This is a genomic window from Lysinibacillus macroides (assembly GCF_001281525.1).
Classification (GTDB): Bacteria; Bacillota; Bacilli; order Bacillales_A; family Planococcaceae; genus Lysinibacillus; species Lysinibacillus macroides.
In genome coordinates this window covers 972,526-993,243 of record NZ_LGCI01000005.1, presented here as the reverse complement: position 1 = coordinate 993,243, position 20,718 = coordinate 972,526, and the positions used below count along the sequence as shown (strand labels likewise).

The 20,718-nt window shown below is 38.4% G+C and carries 13 protein-coding genes, 3 pseudogenes and 1 riboswitch; of the genes and pseudogenes, 3 read left to right on the top strand and 13 right to left on the bottom strand.

Going from position 1 to position 20,718, the window contains the following annotated elements:
* Positions 1 to 103: 103 nt before the first annotated feature.
* From ADM90_RS07720 to ADM90_RS07700, 5 genes and pseudogenes are all read right to left on the bottom strand, one after another.
* Positions 104 to 1,231, bottom strand: a pseudogene (locus ADM90_RS07720) (vitamin B12-dependent ribonucleotide reductase); the annotation flags it as partial.
* A 244-nt stretch (positions 1,232 to 1,475) separates the two neighbouring features.
* A pseudogene (locus tag ADM90_RS07715) lies at positions 1,476 to 2,120 on the bottom strand (hypothetical protein); the annotation flags it as partial.
* A gap of 238 nt (positions 2,121 to 2,358) precedes the next feature.
* Positions 2,359 to 3,240, bottom strand: a complete 882-nt coding sequence (locus tag ADM90_RS07710; RefSeq protein WP_053994414.1) for an endonuclease domain-containing protein — start codon at positions 3,238 to 3,240, stop codon at positions 2,359 to 2,361.
* Positions 3,241 to 3,332: 92 nt separating this feature from the next.
* Positions 3,333 to 4,130 (bottom strand): annotated as a pseudogene (locus ADM90_RS07705) (ribonucleotide reductase N-terminal alpha domain-containing protein); the annotation flags it as partial.
* Between the two features lie 186 nt (positions 4,131 to 4,316).
* Positions 4,317 to 5,147, bottom strand: a complete 831-nt coding sequence (locus tag ADM90_RS07700; protein ID WP_053994413.1) for a lipoate--protein ligase family protein — start codon at positions 5,145 to 5,147, stop codon at positions 4,317 to 4,319.
* A gap of 170 nt (positions 5,148 to 5,317) precedes the next feature.
* Here ADM90_RS07700 and ADM90_RS07695 point away from each other — a divergent pair, with 170 nt between their 5' ends.
* Entirely contained in the window at positions 5,318 to 5,704 is a 387-nt protein-coding gene (locus ADM90_RS07695; RefSeq protein WP_053994412.1) for a rhodanese-like domain-containing protein, read from the top strand.
* Between the two features lie 96 nt (positions 5,705 to 5,800).
* Here ADM90_RS07695 and ADM90_RS07690 read toward each other — a convergent pair whose 3' ends face one another.
* Entirely contained in the window at positions 5,801 to 6,715 is a 915-nt protein-coding gene (locus ADM90_RS07690) for a tetratricopeptide repeat protein (protein ID WP_053994411.1), read from the bottom strand.
* 273 nt (positions 6,716 to 6,988) lie between these two features.
* A riboswitch (glycine riboswitch) is annotated at positions 6,989 to 7,065 on the top strand.
* 153 nt (positions 7,066 to 7,218) lie between these two features.
* On the opposite strand from ADM90_RS07690, the gene ADM90_RS07685 reads away from it, so the two are divergent.
* Both ADM90_RS07685 and ADM90_RS07680 read left to right on the top strand, forming a co-directional pair.
* Positions 7,219 to 8,559, top strand: a complete 1,341-nt coding sequence (locus ADM90_RS07685; RefSeq protein WP_053994410.1) for an amino acid permease — start codon at positions 7,219 to 7,221, stop codon at positions 8,557 to 8,559.
* Positions 8,560 to 8,674: 115 nt separating this feature from the next.
* The gene (locus ADM90_RS07680) at positions 8,675 to 9,400 is read left to right on the top strand and encodes a MerR family transcriptional regulator (protein ID WP_053994409.1); all 726 of its coding nucleotides are present in this window, start codon (positions 8,675 to 8,677) and stop codon (positions 9,398 to 9,400) included.
* Positions 9,401 to 9,462: 62 nt separating this feature from the next.
* On the opposite strand, the gene ADM90_RS07675 is transcribed toward ADM90_RS07680, so the two are convergent.
* The 7 genes from ADM90_RS07675 to gcvT form a co-directional block, all read right to left on the bottom strand.
* Positions 9,463 to 12,336: a hypothetical protein gene (locus tag ADM90_RS07675; protein ID WP_053994408.1), complete on the bottom strand. Its 2,874-nt coding sequence runs from the start codon at positions 12,334 to 12,336 to the stop codon at positions 9,463 to 9,465.
* A 253-nt stretch (positions 12,337 to 12,589) separates the two neighbouring features.
* Positions 12,590 to 14,929, bottom strand: a complete 2,340-nt coding sequence (locus ADM90_RS07670; RefSeq protein ID WP_235473432.1) for an ATP-binding protein — start codon at positions 14,927 to 14,929, stop codon at positions 12,590 to 12,592.
* Positions 14,916 to 15,074: a competence pheromone ComX gene (gene comX, locus ADM90_RS07665; protein WP_053994407.1), complete on the bottom strand. Its 159-nt coding sequence runs from the start codon at positions 15,072 to 15,074 to the stop codon at positions 14,916 to 14,918. The genes ADM90_RS07670 and comX overlap by 14 nt, the downstream gene beginning before the upstream one ends.
* Before the next feature lie 407 nt (positions 15,075 to 15,481).
* Positions 15,482 to 16,438, bottom strand: a complete 957-nt coding sequence (locus ADM90_RS07660) for an ADP-ribosylglycohydrolase family protein (RefSeq protein WP_053994406.1) — start codon at positions 16,436 to 16,438, stop codon at positions 15,482 to 15,484.
* A 215-nt stretch (positions 16,439 to 16,653) separates the two neighbouring features.
* Entirely contained in the window at positions 16,654 to 18,117 is a 1,464-nt protein-coding gene (gcvPB, locus tag ADM90_RS07655; RefSeq protein WP_053994405.1) for an aminomethyl-transferring glycine dehydrogenase subunit GcvPB, read from the bottom strand.
* On the bottom strand, positions 18,110 to 19,456 hold the full coding sequence (gene gcvPA / locus ADM90_RS07650) for an aminomethyl-transferring glycine dehydrogenase subunit GcvPA (protein ID WP_053994404.1): 1,347 nt from the start codon (positions 19,454 to 19,456) through the stop codon (positions 18,110 to 18,112). Before gcvPA ends, gcvPB begins: the two co-directional genes overlap by 8 nt.
* Positions 19,457 to 19,481: 25 nt before the next feature.
* Positions 19,482 to 20,585, bottom strand: a complete 1,104-nt coding sequence (gene gcvT / locus ADM90_RS07645) for a glycine cleavage system aminomethyltransferase GcvT (protein WP_053994403.1) — start codon at positions 20,583 to 20,585, stop codon at positions 19,482 to 19,484.
* Positions 20,586 to 20,718: the final 133 nt, after the last annotated feature.

Here is a 20,718-nt window from a genome sequence, read left to right as displayed (position 1 = left end):
AGCGATTATTCGGCTTTATGAAGGAACCGGTGAGCTATGTTCCAGCCTCCTAACGGTACGACTTTATTTCAAATCTACAATCTAATAGATATTCTTCATTATTTTACAAGCCACATTTTAACTGTGCACCACAGTTTGTACATGTATTACAGCCGCCCATTTCTTCAACCGTTCCTTTACGACATACTGGACATGTATTTCCTACATCTGAGCCAATAACTGTCGTAGATGCTAAGGCTTGAATCGTATCGACTAATACAACTGGACGTTTTGTATGCTCCTCCACTAATTCCTCTTCAAACGATAGCTGATCCATATCATTTTCTTCTGCCTTTAGGGTAAGGACTTGTGAATCACGGCTACCATCTACATAAACCGTGCCCCCTTTAGCGCCACCTTTATAGAGTCGCTCATAAACCTTTTCAACCTGTTGTACGGTATAACCTTTTGGCGCGTTCACCGTTTTCGAAATAGAGGAATCAATCCATTTTTGAATAATACATTGTACATCCGCATGTGCCTCTGGTTTTAGGTCCATCGCCGTTACAAACCATTCAGGAAGCTCCTGTTCGTTTGCTTCTGAATGACGGTCTAAATATTCTTGGACAATTTCAGCTTTTACTTCAATAAATTTCCCTAGACGACCAGAACGGTAGTACGTGAAGGAGAAGTATGGCTCAAGTCCTGTTGCTACACCTACCATAGTGCCTGTTGAACCGGTTGGCGCAACCGTTAAAAGATGGGAATTCCGAATACCTGTTGCTAAAATTTGCTCTTTGATATGTGCAGGCATTTTTTGCATAAAGCCTGTTTCTGTAAAGGCTTTGCGTAAACGAGCCGTTTCTTCGTCTGTCGCACCAACTAGGAATGGGAAGCTGCCGCGTTCCTTGGCAAGCTCTGTAGACGCCTCGTACGCTGTTTCAGCAATGGTTTTAAAGATTTCATCCACTAACGCATTGCCTTCCTCTGAGCCATATTCTTGTTCACAGTAAATAAGTAAGTCAGCTAAGCCCATTACCCCTAAGCCAACACGACGCTCACCAAGTGCTTGTACACGATTTTCTTCTAAGAAATAAGGTGTTGCATCAATTACATTGTCTTGCATACGAACACCCACGCGAACGGTTTCACGTAACGCTTCATAATCAACGGTTTGATTGTCTTTATTGGCAAACTGTGCAAGATTGACTGCCGCTAAATTACACACGGAATATGGTGCAAGTGGTTGTTCCAAATATTGTTATCCTAAAGGCTTTTTATCCTTCAGTTCTTACAGTTCAGTTCCTGTAAGTTCAGCATACATTTTCATTACCTATTTTTGTAATGTTGCGGTCTCGTGCCCAGATTATAGTCTACATTGTAGGATCACTGGGTATGCGTTGCCCCTGACTAACATTTTACCATTAGCCTTCGGTTCGGATTAGCATCACAGCCTTCCCGCTTTATCCCGCAATTTTTAACGTGAGGCGAAGTCCACCACACGGATTTGTCGCTACTACACTTTGGCCATAGGCTTTCGCATTGGTCATCTCATTTGCGTTGTCGACAAAGAAAATACCTGGCTCTGCCGAATAGGTTGCACAAATATTAATTAAATTCCACAACTCTTTCGCTTTAATAGTACGATATGTGCGAACTTTATAGCCCATTTTCTCCCATTCACGCACATCGCCAATTTTATGCCATTCTGTATTATAACGATCCATTTCTTCTTTTGTATATTCTTCAACTGCTGGGAAACGGAGTTCAAAGTCAGCATCATTCTCAATAGCCTCCATAAACTCTTTTGTTAACGTTACAGAGATATTTGCGCCTGTTAAAAACTCTGGATTATGAACCGTATATGTTCCGCCATCACGCAATTTATTTTCAGCTTCGCGAATAATGGCTGTATCAAATCCACCTAAGCCTTCAATATTTTTATAGTTCACAATGCCTTGATACATCGCTTCCTCTTGCGTTGTTAATGGCTTAAAGTTTAATTTTTCTTTTGCTAGACGAATAATCGTTTCGTCTGTTGTATTTTCAATCAGGTATCGCAGAATACGTGGATTTTGCATTTTTGAAATAATAAATTCCACTATATCAGGATGCCAATCTGCCAGCATTATCATTTGTGCCAATTTCTTACGCGGGTTCGCTACACCCACTCTCTATGTCACCATAGAAGCTGAGACCATATCTTACACCTTTATAGGTGCCCTCGCACTTCGGAGTGGCTTCACCCCTACTCTACTCACTTCCGCTTATATGGCGTGTTTTCGATGGTCGTTGAACCTTCCTCTATAAAAAGAGGCTTGGCTGCTGATTGTCTTTATCCCACTGCTATTTTCAAGCATTCACGCTTACCGTTTCCAGTTACGTTGTAGCTAGCAGTGCATTTATAATGCGTTGTTTAACATTTTCAAAATTATTTTTTATCTCATCTTCCCAGAAACGGAGTAATATAAAACCATGTCTTTCCGCAATTTGATTTTTCTCAATATCCCTTGCCATAATCCTCTTTTGAACATCATAGAAAGTGGAATAAAACTTGGGATTCCCATGCCAAAAATCTCCATCACATTCAATTAAAATATTTGTTCCCACTAATCGAAAATCAAATTGGGCGCCTGCCAATATAAATGAATATTGATAAGGAATTACTTCTCCAACTAAGAAATCTTCGACAATTTTTTCAATGCTCGTCTTCCTAAATGTTTCTCTTTCCAATTGTTTTAAAGCCGCTTGTCGAATTTTCTCAATTGTTTCTTTACTATAAATCCCTGTCTTACCACTATTCCATGAAGGTGTTCTATTTAATTTTCGAGTTTTCGCTGTTTTTGAAATGATTTTTTCAAAATGGAACTTTTTCAATTCATTAGGCATTTCTTGATGCCACTTACTTGTATTGTTAGATCTAAGCTTGCTTGCACATTTTTTACTACAAGTTTTTGTTTGGCGATGTTTTGCATCAAATAGCTTACCGCAAATTGCACATTTCAATGGGTCTCCCTTTCCTCCACAACTTTTACTACAAAATTGATTAGGAATCCCACGTCTTAGCTTCACTACTTTATTGCATAGGGGATATTGGCATGTAATCATTTCTATTGGATAAAAATAAGATAATAAATAATTGTCTAATGTTAAATTATGTTCTTTTTTCAAATGAATCGTAAACCAACCTTGTTTATTATGAACAATTGTAAATCCACATAGTAAACAAGTTTGCGGTTGTTTTGCATTATAAACTTCCATATTTCCCACCTCATTCAAAGTGACAATATTTCCGTTAAAGAGTTTCCAGCAATTCACGAGGTTTGTTTACGCAGAAGCACTCAGATAATGATACCTCTGCGCGAACCTCCTTGTTCGACAAGATGTGTTAGTTTAGCAATATCATCCAGCCATGAAACAGAGCCAGAGGATTTGCCGTTGACACCGCGTGCTAATGTGTTGCGTGGGCGCAATGTTGAACCATTTGTGCCAACACCACCACCACGGCTCATAATTTCCATTACTTGCTTGCGGTGATCGCTAATGCCTTCGCGTGAGTCAGCCACAAATGGCATTACATAACAGTTGAAGAATGTTACTTCTGTCTCAGAGCCCGCTCCATAAATAACACGTCCTGCGGGAACAAATTTTAAGGATACTAATTGCTTATAAAATTTTTCAAACCATTCTTGGCGTTTTTCTGGTGTTTTTTCAACAGCAGCAAGTCCTGTTGCATTTCGTTTAGCAATTTGTTCATAAAAAATTTCAAGAGGCTTTTCTATCACGTCAATTGAACGCGTAATCATACCCGTTTCTTGCTCTTTTGGATCATCTAAAGCACTACGATAATCTTCCTCGATCAAAATTTCTGCCGTCTTTGTAGACATGTCCAGCTTTTGAATTGTCCCTAAACCACGTGCAGGGAATTTTGGATCAGCTTTGACCGTTAAAACAACAAAATCACCAGCTTTGAGTGTTTTCTTTTCCGTGTCTTTAAATGAGTAGCGATCAATCATCACAAGTCTCGATACACCTTTATGCGTAATCTGCATGTCAGGCGTTACGGGGTGAACCTGCGGGAATTGTTCAATATCTTTGTTTAACTGTTCAAATGGATTGTTTACTTCGGGGTGATGATTTATGAGTACCATCGTTTTGCCTCCCTTGTTTTCTTTGTTACAAAATAAATACACAATATTGTGTGTTTCTAAACACTACATATTGTGTATTTGTTCTTAAAAAAGATACTATATATAGTTTTTTAATTCAACTCTTGCTTTTTTTCATAGACTTAGAACTACTTGTTACAACTAGACTTACATGCGAAAAAATATTTTTTACTTCTTAAAATTCCACTCATCACATGCATATTTTTTTTCTTCTAATGCACGCACATAGGCTAATTGCTCCTCAGAAAGTGTATATGGTTTTAAGTCAATTTGCAACGATTTTGCAAAGCCATCACGAAAAGCTGTGACACATTGTTCAATCGTTACAGGCTCTTTGACAAGACTATTAATCGCCACTGCCTTTTCAGGTAGCTTTCTACGCATACGATCCTTAGCCTGCTCACTTGAAAAATTAAAGACCGATAATAATTTCTCTTGATCGAGATCTAATAAAATAGCCCCATGCTGCAAAATAACACCTTTTTGACGTGTTTGTGCACTTCCTGCTACTTTTTTCCCTTCAACCACTAATTCATACCAGCTTGGCGCATCAAAACATACTGCGCTTTTTGGGCTCTTTAAGTCCGCTCTTTGTTCCTCTGTATCGGGTACACTAAAATAGGCATCCATCCCTAAGTTATGAAATCCTTGTAAGATCCCCTCACTTAACACACGATATGCCTCTGTGACAGACTCTGGCATATTCGGATAGCTTTCCGTCACAATCACGCTATATGTAAGCTCGTGTTCATGTAAAACAGCTCGTCCACCCGTTGGACGTCGTACAAAGCCTAAGCCTTGTTCACGAACAGCCTCTAAATTAATATCTCTTTTGGCTTGCTGAAAATAACCAATCGACAATGTTGCAGGCTCCCACTCATAGAAACGAATCACTGGTGGAATTAATCCCTCACTATGCCAATCAAGCAAAGCCTCATCTAGTGCCATATTAAAAGAAGGACTACATTTTCCTGAATTTAAAAAATACCAAGTTGTCATCTTTTCATCTCCTACAAATATCAAATAATACTTTAGGCATTTATCTTACGTGTATACTTTTTGTAGCGCTACTAAATCTGCTACAACCTAGTTAATTTTATCAAACTCATTGGACTATCGCCAGCGCATCTTTTATAATAATAAAGAAGATAGAAAGGGGTAAGAAAATCTTGGACATACTGATCACAGTTGGTGTCGTTTTAGTAGTCTTAATTGCATATATCGGTATTAATGCACTACGACTCAAAAAAGCCGTAACCAACCTCACACAAGAACAATTTATAGAAGGCTATCGGAAAGCACAGCTTATCGATGTGCGTGAACAAAAAGAATTTGATGCTGGTCATATTCTTGGTGCGCGCAATGTTCCTTCCACAACACTACGTCAACGTTATAAAGAAATTCGCCCAGATTTACCAGTATATCTATACTGTCAAAATACAGGCCGTAGCTCACGTGCTGCACTATTTCTTAAAAAACGTGGGTACAACCAAATTTACCAACTTCAAGGTGGCTTCAAAACTTGGACAGGTAAAATAAAAGCAAAAAAATATTAATGCTCTCATGAAAAAAAGTCGTCTCAAAGAACTATGAGACGGCTTCTTTTATAAAATTTTTTAGTGTTTCTACTATATTATATCGATTGCAAATTCCTACACATCTACTTCCTGTTCACCAAAACCCTGATCATGCATGGGGCAGAAAAAGGTAAAGCAACGCGAGGCAATATATAGTCTACTCTCACTCACAATTCCCAGCTGCAAATGAGCCGCTTTCACCCGCTCGATACTTGCCTTTAGTCTGCATTCCTCTTGTTGAATCTCCTCTGCTGTCCATTCATATGCCTGCGCTTCTTCAGAAAGGTTGGCTAATTCAGCATTCATCTCCTCTATAAAAGCCGTGCGAACCGCATTTATTTGTTCTTTATCCTCAAGCTGATGCAGAACCCAAACATAATCCTCTATCCATTCCCCATTATGGGCATAAGAGTCATAGCCTTCTCGATACCATTTTGCAGCCTCGGCATATTGACCTAGCCGTGCGTATAATTCCGCCAGCTCAACTGCACCGATAAACCGCTCCTTATCACGCCTGATCACCTCCACCCATTGCTGAGCATCGGCAAGATCATCCGCTAAAATAAAGCATTCCACAGCATACTGGAGTCCATAATCTTCCGTTTCATAAGAATGAATAAAATAGGAGGCGGCTTCACTAAATCTTCGCTGCCTCTTATAAATATAGGCTAAATTATGCGCTACCACTGGGGACTCATATAACGTATAGGCATATTCTAACCATTGCTGTGCCTCTTCAATTTGTCCTGTTTGCATATATAATTCACCAAGTAGTGCATAAGGATAATAGGTCTGAGGCTGCATAGCCACCGCCTTCCTCGCATAATAGAGCGCCTCGTTAAATCGCTCATCTTCTTTCAATAAATCAGCCAAATTATGATAGGCTATAATCGTTTTTTCTTGAGACAAACTCGCCAATAGTATGGACTGGACTTGCTCATGCTGCCCATCTATTGCTAATCGCTTTGCTGCTTCCCTGATTTTCTTCAACTCGTCACCCCATTACATATTATACCGATTTTAAAAGAAGCTTTAGTATGCATGCAAGATTATTTACATTCTATCCTAGCATTGATCATCGTATGGGTAATTTTTTGTATGTCTAAAAATACTATTTTTCGTTAGAGATTTACCAGCATGACGCATATTTTTCTTATTTCCTGCACGTAGCCAAAATTGAGTCTTGAATAAAATTCATCACACTGCTAGGATGTATAATATCTTAAAATAATAAGCGATGAATGCTATGGATCAAACTATAGCAGGAGCAGTTCTGGAGAGAGCGCAGTTTGCGTCGCCGAAGGGTTCACTATCTCAGGCAAAAGGACAGAGGAGTAATATCAACTTTTTATAGGGATGTCATACAAATATAAAGCAATTTTTTGATGGAATATCCAAGAAAAAATGGTATTTATAATTCTAATGTTTTTTTCGAGACTAGTGTCATACTAGTCTCTTTTTATTTTTCAGCTATAGTTTTGAGGAGGATTTATGTGGAACAACAACAATTAAAACGGGATTTAAAAAATCGCCATGTACAGCTTATTGCTATCGGTGGAACCATTGGCACAGGCTTATTTTTAGGCGCTGGAAAGGCTATTGCTCTCGCAGGCCCATCAATCATCCTTGCCTATTTAATCGTCGGCACAGCATTATTTTTTGTTATGCGAGCATTAGGAGAACTGCTATTATCCAATACAGGCTATACATCCTTTACAGATTTTGCAACTGAATACATAGGACCCTGGGCGGGATATATCACAGGCTGGACATACTGGTTCTGCTGGATTATGACAGCTATGGCAGATATTATAGCGGTGGGCGTTTACACAAGGTATTGGTTTGCTATTCCACAGTGGGTGCCAGCTATTGGGTGTTTAGTATTATTATTAGCCCTGAATTTATTAACGGTAAAGCTTTTTGGGGAGCTGGAATTTTGGTTTGCCCTTATTAAGGTAATAACTATTGTTGCCCTCATTATTATTGGACTTATCATGCTCGTAGCAGGCTTTCAAACAAGTGCTGGACCTGTTTCCATCGAAAATCTTTGGGTACATAACGGCATGTTCCCAAATGGTGTATATGGTTTTTTTATGGCCTTTCAAATGGTCGTTTTTGCCTTTGTGGGTGTGGAATTAGTGGGGATTTCAGCTGCGGAAACAGCCAATCCTCAAAAAAATATTCCATCTGCCATTAATAAAATTCCATTTCGTATTTTGCTCTTTTATGTAGGAGCACTCTTTGTCATTTTATGTATTAATCCATGGTATGAAATGTCTGCCGCAAGCAGTCCCTTTGTCCAAGTATTTACGTTAGCGGGTATTCCAATTGCTGCCGGCATTATTAATTTTGTTGTGCTAACATCTGCCGCTTCAGCAGGAAATAGCGGTTTATTTTCTACCAGTCGTATGCTTTACAACCTGGGTCGCCATCAACAAGCCGCTCCAGCATTTGCAAAGCTCAATAAAAATAGTGTGCCAAGCCATGCACTGGTTGTTTCGGCCATTGTTGTCTCAGTCGGTGCGCTCTTAAGTAAGCTGATGCCCGAAAATGCTTTTAACCTTGTCACAACCATTAGTGCCATCTGCTTTATCTGGGTGTGGAGCATCATTATTATTTGTCATCTTATTTATCAACGAAAAAATCGTGCCCTCCATAAAGCATCCAGCTTTAAAGCACCATTCACACCCATTATCAACTATGTCATTCTTGCATTCTTTGCATTTCTATTAATAATAATGTTGATTTCTGAAGCAACACGTACAGCCTTATTATTAACACCTATATGGTTTCTCATCCTATTTATTGTTTATCGAACAAAAAGAGGACTTTAACGTAACACAGACTTGCACTTACTCAAAATCGAAAAAACCGGCTTGCACCTGACGTTACGTTATGAATTACACTAAGGATGTCGACAAAAACTTCGTACGAAATAAGGGGAGGATTATGGAAGAACAAACATGGAAAATAGGAGAATTAGCTAAGCTCACGAGCCTTACCGTAAGAACATTGCATCATTACGATCAAATAGGGCTCTTATCGCCATCGCAGCTTTCCGCTAAAGATCATAGATTGTATTCAGCAAAAGATATCGCAAGACTTCAACAAATTATCTCACTGAAACAGCTAGGATTTTCGTTAGAGGAAATTAAGGAGCTGCTTGAAAATAAGAGCCTGAACCATTTGCAAATTATCAATATGCAATTAGCGAGTGTAAAAAAGCAAATGGTGCTACAAGAGGAATTGTTTCTAAAGCTAGAAACAATTCAGGAATTACTTCAGGCGCAAAAAGATGTCTGTGCAAATCAATTTATGAAAATCATTGAGGTGACGAATATGATTGAAAAATATTTTACAAAAGAGCAGTTAGAAAAGATGAAGCAGCAAACACAGCAATTTAGTGACGAGGAAAAGCAGCAAATCGATCGGGAGTGGCTACAGTTAATTGCGAATATACGAGCAGAATTAGCCAAAAATACACCGACAAATAATCAAAAGGTCCTACAATTAGCGAGGCAATGGCAAGCGTTAACGAATCAATTTGTGGCGGGGGATCAAGTCATTATCGAATCTGCTGAGCGTTTCTATGCAGAAAATCCAAACAGTCCATTGCAACACGACGTAGATAAAGAGCTTTATTTGTATATTCAAGCAGCCATGTCACATATCTAACTAACACAAGAATGCCATGTGCATAATCCAACACATGGCATTCTTTTTTCATCCAAAACTATTTAGACATCCGTTGCATACATACTATTATAAAGAAGCTCTAATTTTTTAGACAGCTTCCCATAGGCAGTTTGCCAAGCCTTGCGCGCCTTGTCATTGTCCTCGGTTGCTGGTACATATAAGGCGTGTACTTCTGCTACCTTTTTTAAATCACTTTCTGCCTGTGTGAGCTTTGTATAATTTTTAATTACCTTTTTCTCTGTATCGCTTAGGGCATCATAGGCTGTACGAATTTTTTGTACTTCCTCCTGTAAATGAGCAATATATTCCCCTTTGATAAGCAGCCCATTAATAGCTTCAATTAATGACAGAGCAGTGTCATTGGTTTGCTGTAGACTCTTTCGCTTGTCAATAATCGCCTGTCTCATGCTTGGCTCAATCAAGCTTATTTGTTTAGATGTTAACTTTTCAAAGGCCTTGATCACGGTGCTTGGATTATTTTGAAAAGATTTATCATATTGCTTGATAAAGGATTCCACTTTTTTTACATCAGCAAGCGCTGTCTTTAAAATTGCGTAATGTGTAATTAGCTTTTTATCACTTGCACTCAGGCTATTATATTGCGTAGAAAGCTGCTTAATTCGGTCCATTGTTACTAGATATTGCTCACCGACCACCATTTGAGCAATATTATTATTAAGCTGTGAGATACTTGGAGCATTTTCATCAATAATTTGATTATTTAATAAAGCCTCATAGTGCGCTTTTGCTAAATACTGTTGATTGGCAGGTAATTTAGCATATACTTGTATGACTGTTTGAATTTTTTTTGCCTGTTTCGCTGCATCTGTTTCTTCTCTAGCAGCCTGTACTTTCTTATGGAATGATTGCACGCCTGAAATATCCTTCTTTGCTGCTGTCAATAAGTGATAATTCGTGACATATTTTCGTGCCACAGAGGATAAATTTTTATAAGATGCTGAGGCTGCATCAACAGCCAACTCTAATTGTGGAAAGGTATAGCTTGTAACATCTGCAAATTTAGCAATCTCTGTCTTTAATGCCTCTGCAGCCGCTAGATCAGCAGGGACTTTCCCATTGCCATCAACAGAAATCTTTGGCGTATTAAGTAAAAAGTCATCTGCATTATAGACAAGTGATTGCTGCAAAGTAGTTAGTTTTTGATAAGCCTTCAATGTACTTGTATAGCTTGATTGAAGCTTACTTTCTGTCACACCTGCTACTTCAGCTAGCTTTTGATAAGCATCTATACTCTTAATCACCTTTTCGGCTACCTTTAAATCCTTTTGTAGGGTTACTAGACTAGTATAGTCTGTAATTTGAGCAGCTGAGGTTTTCGTTAAGCCTTTATACTCCTTGACCATGCGACCTACATTATTGACATGACTTTGCCATGAACTAACAGATGGTTGAATAGGATAGGCATCTTCTCCAATATAGCTTTCTATATCACGATTTAATGCATCGATTTGGCTTTCTTCTGCGCCCTCTGCCACAACGAGCTGCTGGATATATGTATCTGCGACTAATTGCACCTGCTTATAGGTTAATTTTTCATAGGCAGAACGAATGGATTTTGCCGCCGTTACCTGCTTATTGGGCGCACTGTTTGAAGATAATTTATCAAATGATTTGATAAATTGCTCTACCTTTTTAATATCTGCTTGGACTTCCTTTAAAATTGCCTGATTTTGCACAGCCGCACGGTAATTTGGCGATAACTTAGCAATATCCGCTTCAATGGCTGTCACAAGCTTGGACAGGGCATCTTTATCCGCAGGTACATACTGCACACGTGCATTTTCATAGGCTAGCAATTGCACAATTGCCTGATTAAGCCTTCTGACCTCCTTCACTTCTGCTAAATCATTGGGCTCATTTTGTAGGTTTTTAAGGCTGTTATAAAACGCATCATTGACATCTAAGCTACGCTGCAATAAATCTAACTGCCCATAAGCCTCTTCCATTTCTTTGATATATTTAGGCAGATTCTTCTCTTGCACCTCTCCTAGCTTGTCCATCTTTTCATTTAACTTACCTACAAGCTCCACATCAGCAAGCGCCCGCTTCAGTACATCATAATTGAGCACATTTCCTTTCGCAGCGGGTGATAAGGCTTGATATTTACCCTCTAATGCAGCCACCTGCGCTTTAAATGCCTCTAAGTTTGACACATTGTATTGATGATCATTTGCAAACAGTGCCTTAATAGCATTTGTTAACGTATCAATCGGCTCTTTTGATACTGTAATTTCAGCTGAAAAATCGGATTCCACAAACGATGCGCCAACCTTTGCCTTCACTCTAACAATAATATCTTTGATGCCTTGATCAATGGCATTCTTTGGTATTGTATAGGTGCTGCCAGTGGCTCCCTCAATAATGGTAAAGGCATCATCACCAAGCTTGTAAAACCATTGATAGCTGTATGTAATTTGACTACTTTGTAATTTTGCGCCTGCTATATCCGTTACATTTGCACCCGTTACTTTTATCGTTTCCCCAGGTGCTACAAAATCAGACGTGGCATAGCCCTCCAATGTTAGTGGAGAGATTGTAAGATTTAACTGCTGAATTGTTCGTGGAGCACTTTGATATTTTTTACCTTCTGTTGTAGTAGCTTCAACAAAAATCGTTTTGCCAGCAGCCTCTACAGGTACTGTTAGGGCTGCCGATGTTGCCCCAGCAATAGGCTTATTCGTTGTCGTATCCGTGCCATCTTCGCTATCAATTTGCTCAACATAATACCATTGATAGCCATTGACAACCGCATTTGCTGGCAATTGATCCACCTTTACTATTTCATTGACAATATTTTGCCCCGTGACCGAAACCGTTTCTGTTGCGCCTGCTACAGTTGGTGCAACGAGTGCTATAGGAATAGCAGCTGCCGTTAAAAATAATTTCTTATTCATTTTTACATGACCTCCTCTATCTACTGAATTGTATCGGTCATATTTCCATAATTTCCTTTGTTTAGAGAAAAAATTTTAAAAAGGTGTAATTCCTCCTAAATTACCGCTGGAAATATAGTAATATTTTGCTTTATCAAACGTATACTAACGTTGACGAATGTGATAACTTAATAAAAAATAAAAGCCTTCTAATCTACATTCATAGAAATTATGAAGTGATTAAAAGGTTAAAAAATAGACCTGATTGATTTCATTAGCCTCGGATGGTATAAGTGGGGCGATGCAGTATGCGATACGCAGAAGATTGACTATAATGGGTTTCACTTACTTGAATGCGAATCGTCATCCCTTCCCCTACCTTCGTCTCTATGACAAACTTTCCATTAAAGGACTGCACTCGCTCATGCATACCACGAATGCCCATAGAATCAGCCAGTATAATGTCATCAATATTACAGCCTACACCATCATCTGTATATATCATTTCAAAACCTTCTTCCGTACCCAGCAAATGGATTTCAACGGTAGTGGCCTTGGAATGCTTTAAGGCATTGTTTAAAAGCTCTTGGAAAAGTCGATAAACCATTAAATTTAAACGCTCGTCCTCCAAATAAAGACGATCAACAGTATAAATCAACAGAAAATCAGCACGTTTATGAATTTTTTGAAGAAGCTTCTCAAGGGCTGCATTTAATCCCAAGGTGTCGAGGAGTGGTGGCTTTAAACTTTCACAGTAGCCCCTTAAATCACTTAAGGAGGCGACCATTTGCTCATGCACCTTTACAAGCTGGAAAGGTATGGCTTTGATATCCTTCGTATGCATCAGCATATCCATTTCTCTCGCAATATGAAGCTGCTCTTGTAAAATCGTATCATGTAACTCCTGTGCCAATTGATATTTCTCCTCCTCAAAACGGAGCCATAGCAATTTATTGAGCCAAGGTAATGGCTGATTATCAGCCTCTTTCATATGCTTTAGCTGATCTAATAGCTCCTTTACCATTTTAGTGTTTTCAATAAAATTATTTAAGTATAGCAGCAATAATTCAAGCCATAGCAATTCCTCATCCTTGAGATAAATGGATTGTTTATGATCGATAACAAGAATGCGTTTATACTGGGCATCTTGATGAATAAAGGCGATATAAAAATGCTCGGTTTTCTTAATATCCCCTAAGCTTAAGCGCTCAAGCAATACCTCATCAATTTGATGCTGTGTATAGTCCTTTGATTTATTGATGAAGGTAACGCAATGTGTCTGAAAATCGTAGGTAAGCGCAGAAACATTTTCCATTTCAAGCTGAAGCCCTACTTCCTGCACAAATCGCCCCAATAAGTCCTCAATTTTGCCAACGCGCCCAATGCTATCAACAGTTGTATACAGACGGTGAATATAGTCACCTTTTGTAGAAAAAAGAATCTTTCGCTTGCGGTAATCGACCCGTTCCTTTATGTAAAACAACGCCATTAATGAAAGAAAAGCAAAAAAGAAAATCTCTGTTAGGCGAGTCATTGATAAATCCGTTAAAAAATAAAGTCCTAGTAATAGCCAAAGGGCAAAGACAAAGGAAAAATTAAAGTAATAACGCAACCTAGAAATAAAATACTCCATATCAAAAATACGCTCAGTCAGCTGTGTGAAAATAAAGCTAAAAGGAATAAGCATTAAAAATAAGGAGCAAATTTCAGCAGAAAGAATAGACCTATGAAAGAAAACTTCTGGCACTGCAAATAAAAAAAGAAATGGTAGAAACGGAATAATAATACTTAATAAAAAAATCTTTAATTGAGGCGTTTTATATTTAGTATAGCCAATGCCTAAAATCCCAAGAATAACAACCAGTAAAATTAAAAATAAGCCTAGAGTAATTTGTGAAAATAAAGGATTTGTAAACGGATAAACAATACTTAATATACTAAGAACAAATATAATGAAAGGTAGTATATATAAGATTTTAATATTTTTAGTAAATAGCCATTTTATATTTAAAAATAAAAAGTAATCTCTTAGAAAATGAATCAATATTACAAGACAAATAAGCATGCTACTTCGATTAACAATAGTTCCTATATTATCCAATCTGCTAGATGCACCAATACTGACATATGCTAGAGCTACTGTCAGTATAAACAAAATAAGTAAATTTATTAAGGTAGACTCTCTTTTTTTTCTGTATAGAAAAAATGAGATAATTAAACTTAGTAAATAGTAACATCCTGGTAGAATTAATATATACAATAGTTGTCCAGGGATATCAAAGGGCGTAATATGTATATGAATAATCTCTCCATTATCTTTTAACAATGTTAATTCATTAGCTGCTCTAATAACAGGGTCATACGTGATATTGATTAATTCATTAACATTTTTGCCATCGATATCTAGTACAATATCACCAGAAGCAATTCTTTGTTTTTCTGCCCATTCCTTATAATATGGATCAATGATTATCCACTGTTTGTGCTCCTCTTGTAACTTAATCCTTAAAAAAGGCGTACTATAAGTAACATAAAGTAAATAAATCCCTACTGTTAAATAGATACTTATAGCAAGCCAAATCCTTTTATTTTCAAAAAAATTAATACCAAACACCAAATTCTAATTTTACCTCTTCATCAAACGAATCCAAGATTGCCCTTTGCTCTAGTTCTGTCATACCAATTAGAGAAGCTTTTTTTTCTTTTAACAATGTCACTAATGCAGGATTTTGTTCTAAATATTGAATTGTGTTCATCATAAAATCTCCCCATCTCCCTAATTTTTTATTATAGTTACATCTATTTAATTAACTACTCTCTTTTCAAATAAAGGGATTATTAACCATATTTGCAACTATAACCTTATTATACTACCGGTTCCCAATAATTCAACATAATTTTCTAAAAAATGAAAAAATTATATAAAAAATGACATGTTATTCCTTGTTTATTCAATATTTCTGCCCGAATAATTTACATAAACCTCTAAATTTATAAGCCTATTTGCTGAGTATAAGCATTTATGGATAGCATCTTATAGTATGTTGTAGATTTATATCACCGCTTTGCCTTACTAGACATGCACCTCTTTTTTCTATAGGGGAAGAGGAGCTGTAAAATTATTATGTAAAGGACGAATTGGTCACATCCCTTCTGTTATTGTTAATTATTGTTCACGCTCTGGCTCTACACAAGCTTGATAAAATGTTGTGATTAATTGATCAATCTCTTGCTTTTTCATCATTTTATTTAGCCAGTCAGTGGGAATTTCCTCTAGTGGATAATGCATTCCTGCCAAGGTTCCGGCAAGTGTTGCTACCGTGTCTGTATCCTCACCTAAATTAACAGCCTTTAAAATGGCTTCCTTAAATGTTGTCGTTGTGCCCACACACCATAAAGCTGCCTCCAGTGAATGGACAATATAGCCAGTTGATTGGATATCACCCTCAGCAATACTTAAAAAGCTTTCTTGAAAAATTCTATCGTATGAGGCAAGCTCTGCCTTTAAGTTCTCCTGTAAATGATAGTGTAGCAATACATATACTTCCTGCAATGCTGCTTTTAATGAATTATTTCGATATAAGCTTAATAATACCTCACTATAAACCATAGATCCGACAATGGAACGTGGGTGGGCATGTGTAATCTCGGTATATTGTTGAATAAGCGCTGCTCGTTTAGAAAAATCCAACTCCTCCCTCATCACAAATACGAGGGGAGCGATCCTCATCAACGCCCCATTGCCATTATCAAACTCTCCTGTTTTTCCACAGCTCTCTGGCAAAATCCCCTTTTTATAGTTGGAAACCGCTTCAGCCGTTGTAATTCCTATATCAAACATTTCTCCAAAGGGTGTCCAATAGCCCTGCTCCATATATTGCACAAACTTGTCCATTAAGCTTGCTGTATCGCCCTGCTCGATTAAATTTTCTACTAAACATAACGTTAACGAGGTATCATCCGACCAAGTACCAGGCGGCTGATTATACGTACCATAGCCCATTACATCCTCTACATAAAATGTGCCTCTTGCCTTAAATTCAACGGGTACGCCCATCATATCCCCAATGACGCCCCCATATAACGTTGACAGCATGCGTTCCTTTAGACTGCTATTTCTCATAGAATTTCACTCCCCCTTCTATATAGCATTTTACTGGGCTGATTACTGTCTTCTACTGTTCTATTATGTAAGAAACATCTACATACAATCCTTTCTATACTAGTACCTCGTTATCTTCTTACAAAAACATATTTTCTTTTATAAAAACCTATCTTTAGCCATATGAAAAACCATCCAATAAGCAAAATGCTACTTATTGGATGGTTTCACTATTTTTATGCTTGTTGATAACGTAGCACTGGTGTACGAGCAGCGCGTGTTTCGTCTAAACGAGAGACAACTGTTGTATGTGGTGCTTCTTGTACGATGGATGGATTTTCTTCCGCTTCCTTCGCAATTTGGATCATCACATCACAGAATGCATCCAATGTTTCTTTGGATTCCGTTTCTGTTGGCTCAATCATTAATGCCTCTTCCACATTTAATGGGAAGTATGTTGTTGGTGGATGGTAGCCAAAGTCTAATAGACGTTTAGCAATATCTAATGTACGAACGCCCAGTTTCTTCTGACGGCGACCAGATAAGACAAATTCATGCTTACAATGACGGTTATATGGTAGATCAAAGAATGGCTCTAAGCGGCGCATCATATAGTTAGCATTTAATACAGCATACTCTGTAACAGCTTTTAAGCCATCTGGACCCATTGTACGAATATATGTGTAAGCACGTACATTGATACCAAAGTTGCCGTAGTACGGTTTAACACGACCAATTGATTGTGGACGCTCATAGTCAAAGTGGTATGTGCCCTCTTCTGTTTTTACTAATACTGGCTTTGGTAGGAATGGAATTAAATCTGCTTTTACGCCTACTGGACCAGAACCTGGACCACCTCCACCGTGTGGACCTGTAAATGTTTTATGCAGATTTAAATGCACACAGTCGAAGCCCATATCGCCAGGACGTGCTTTACTCATAACAGCATTTAGGTTCGCCCCATCATAGTAGACCTTCCCGCCAACCTCATGAATAAGCTCTGCCATTTCGATAATGTTTTCTTCAAATAAGCCTAATGTATTCGGATTTGTGAGCATCAATGCAGCCGTATCAGGCCCTACCACTTTGCGTAGATCTTCAATATCCACTAAGCCATTTTCATCCGATTTAACTGTAACTGTTTCAAAGCCTGCAACTGTTGCGGATGCTGGGTTTGTACCGTGAGCTGAGTCAGGCACGATAACCTTGTTACGGTGACCTTCGCCATTTGCTTCATGGAATGCACGAATCATCATTAATGCTGTCCACTCACCATGAGCCCCTGCTGCTGGCTGTAATGTGACCTCATCCATGCCTGTAATTTCTACTAAAGAAGTTTGCAAATCATAGAGAAGCTCCATTGCACCCTGTACTGTCGATTCATCCTGTAATGGGTGAACATTAGCAAAGCCTGAAAGACGTGCAACGGCTTCGTTAATTTTTGGATTATATTTCATTGTACAAGAGCCAAGCGGATAGAAGCCAGAGTCTACCCCATGGTTTCGACGAGAAAGTGCTGTATAATGACGCATAATATCAAGCTCAGACACTTCAGGTAATTCTGCCGCTTCAGCACGTACTAGGTTTGTAGGTAATAACTCTGCTAGGTCTACTTCAGGTACATCAAGTGCCTCTAAGCTATAGCCAACGCGACCTTCTTTTGAAATTTCAAAAATGAGTGATTGATTTTCGTTATGCATGAAGAGCCCCCATTTCTGCAACAAGTGCATCAATTTCTTCTTTTGTGCGTAATTCAGTAACTGCGATTAGCACATGATTTTTAAGAGAGTCATAATTTTGACCTAAAGGATAACCACCGATAATACCCTTTTCGATTAAGCCTTTATTGATTTCCTTGACACATTTATTCGTTTTCACAACGATTTCGTTAAAGTGTGCGCCTTGGAATGCTACTGTAAAGCCTGCTGCTTCAAAGGCATTTTTCGCATAACGTGTTTTCGCAATATTTTGCGTAGCCATTTCGCGAATGCCCTGTTTACCTAGAGCAGTCATTGCCACAGAAGCTGCAAGTGCAAGAAGTGCTTGGTTCGAACAAATATTTGAAGTTGCTTTATCACGACGGATATGCTGTTCACGCGCTTGTAGTGTTAATACATAGCCACGACGACCTTCACCATCCACTGTTTCACCAACAAGACGACCTGGCACCTTACGCATTAATTTCGTTGTCACCGCAAAGAAACCACAGTGCGGACCACCAAATGCTTCAGAAATGCCGAATACTTGCGCATCCCCTACACAGATATCAGCGCCTAGCTGACCAGGAGGCGTTAAAATGCCTAATGCCAGTGGGTTAGAAGAGACAACGAATAAGCTTTTCGCTGCATGGGCAATATCCCCGAGCACTTGAATATCCTCCACTTGGCCAAAGAAATTTGGATATTGGGCAATAACTGCTGCCGTATTGTCGTCGATAAGCTCTTTTAATGCATCTACATCTGTCACACCATCTTTTTGTGGAATTGTTACCACTTCAATAGATTGACCATAGGCATATGTAGCCACAACATCACGATATTCTGGATGTACTGCTTCTGATACTAAAATTTTCTTACGGCGCGTATGACCAGCCGCTAGCATACCCGCTTCTGCTAAAGCTGTACCACCGTCATACATAGAGGAGTTAGCAAGATCCATACCCGTTAGCTCGGCAATCATTGTTTGGAACTCAAAGATAGCTTGTAGCTCACCTTGTGAAATCTCTGGTTGATAAGGTGTGTAAGCTGTATAAAATTCTGAACGAGAAATGACATGGTCTACAATTACTGGTTTATAGTGGTTATAAACGCCTGCACCTAAAAATGATACATTGGCATTTGTGTCCTTATTTTTTGCAGCAAGTGCCGTTAATTCTTTTAATAAAGCAGATTCTGATTTTGCTTCTTTAATCTCATAAAGACCTTTAAAACGGACTTTCTCAGGAATATCCTCGAATAATTCATCAACTGAGGATACACCGATTACGTCTAACATGTCTTTTTGATCTTGCTCCGTCATTGGTAAATAACGATGTTTCATAAATGTAGGTCCCTCTTTTCAACTATTATTTTGAACGCTTATAAAACGGTGTTTCTACTGTTACTACCTTTAAGTGCTTACCACGAATTTCGATTTCTAGCTCAGTTCCGATTGTTGCGAATTGACTGTCAATTAATGCGTGACCAACATTACGTTTTGAGGAAGGAAGCTGTGTACCCGTTGTCACTTCACCGATTTCTTGACCATCCTTAAACACTTTGTAGCCATGACGTGGAATGCCTTTATCAATCATTTCAATGCCTACAAGTTTGCGTGGTAGACCATTTTCCTTTTGTGCTACTAATGCTTCATGACCAATAAAGTCTTCTTTATTTAATTTCACAGCAAAGCCAATACCAGCCTCTAATGGAGAAATTGTTGCTGATAGCTCTTGACCATATAGTGGTAGCCCAGCTTCAAAACGAAGTGTATCACGACATCCTAGTCCAGCTGGAACAACACCTTTTTCTTGACCTGCCTCTAAAATTTTACCCCAAAGCGCTTTGATGTCTTCTGGAGCGCCATATAATTCAAAGCCATCTTCACCTGTGTAGCCACTGCGAGACACTAATACTTTATGTCCTGCAACCTCAACATCCCTTTGGAAGCGGAAAAATTTAATGGCACTTACATCCGTCGAAGTAAGGGATTGAAGAACTTCTTCTGCTAATGGTCCTTGAAGAGCAATTTGTGCATAGGCATCAGATTGATTATCAATCATCACATCATATTGGTGTTGATTTTCCATCATCCAATCATAGTCTTTTTCAATGTTGGCTGCATTAACACATAATAAATAGTGATTGTCAGCTAATTTATATGTTAATAAATCATCCACAACGCCACCATCTTCATAGCACATTGCCGTATACTGCGCTTGGCCATCAACAATTTTTGATACATCATTGGATAAAAGATTTTGTAAAAAGTTGAGTGCATCAGGACCCGTTACTAAAATTTCACCCATATGGGATACATCAAATAAGCCTGCACGATGTCGCACCGCATCATGCTCATCTTTAATAGAAGAGAATTGAACAGGTAGCTCCCATCCACCGAAGTCAACTGTCTTTGCACCATATTTTGCGTATTCTTCAAATAGAGGTGTACGTTTTAATTCATTTGTCATTCATTTTTGCCCCCTTATTGTTTGTTACATGTTTACTGGTAGTAGTTCGTCTGTATTTTGACTTAAAAGACATAAAAAAAGACAGACGAACCCCTTTTCGGGATTCTCTGTCCTTGCACCTGAAAGTTACACC

Bases quoted from the DNA above. Each gene is read 5' to 3' on its own strand.
- ADM90_RS07660 (WP_053994406.1), bottom strand. From the start codon at position 16,438: ATGAGAAATAGCAGTCTAAAGGAACGCATGCTGTCAACGTTATATGGG.
- gcvPA (WP_053994404.1), bottom strand. From the start codon at position 19,456: ATGAAACATCGTTATTTACCAATGACGGAGCAAGATCAAAAAGACATG.
- ADM90_RS07700 (WP_053994413.1), bottom strand. From the start codon at position 5,147: ATGACAACTTGGTATTTTTTAAATTCAGGAAAATGTAGTCCTTCTTTT.
- ADM90_RS07710 (WP_053994414.1), bottom strand. From the start codon at position 3,240: ATGGAAGTTTATAATGCAAAACAACCGCAAACTTGTTTACTATGTGGA.
- gcvT (WP_053994403.1), bottom strand. From the start codon at position 20,585: ATGACAAATGAATTAAAACGTACACCTCTATTTGAAGAATACGCAAAA.
- ADM90_RS07680 (WP_053994409.1), top strand. From the start codon at position 8,675: ATGGAAGAACAAACATGGAAAATAGGAGAATTAGCTAAGCTCACGAGC.
- gcvPB (WP_053994405.1), bottom strand. From the start codon at position 18,117: ATGCATAACGAAAATCAATCACTCATTTTTGAAATTTCAAAAGAAGGT.
- comX (WP_053994407.1), bottom strand. From the start codon at position 15,074: ATGATGAACACAATTCAATATTTAGAACAAAATCCTGCATTAGTGACA.
- ADM90_RS07675 (WP_053994408.1), bottom strand. From the start codon at position 12,336: ATGAATAAGAAATTATTTTTAACGGCAGCTGCTATTCCTATAGCACTC.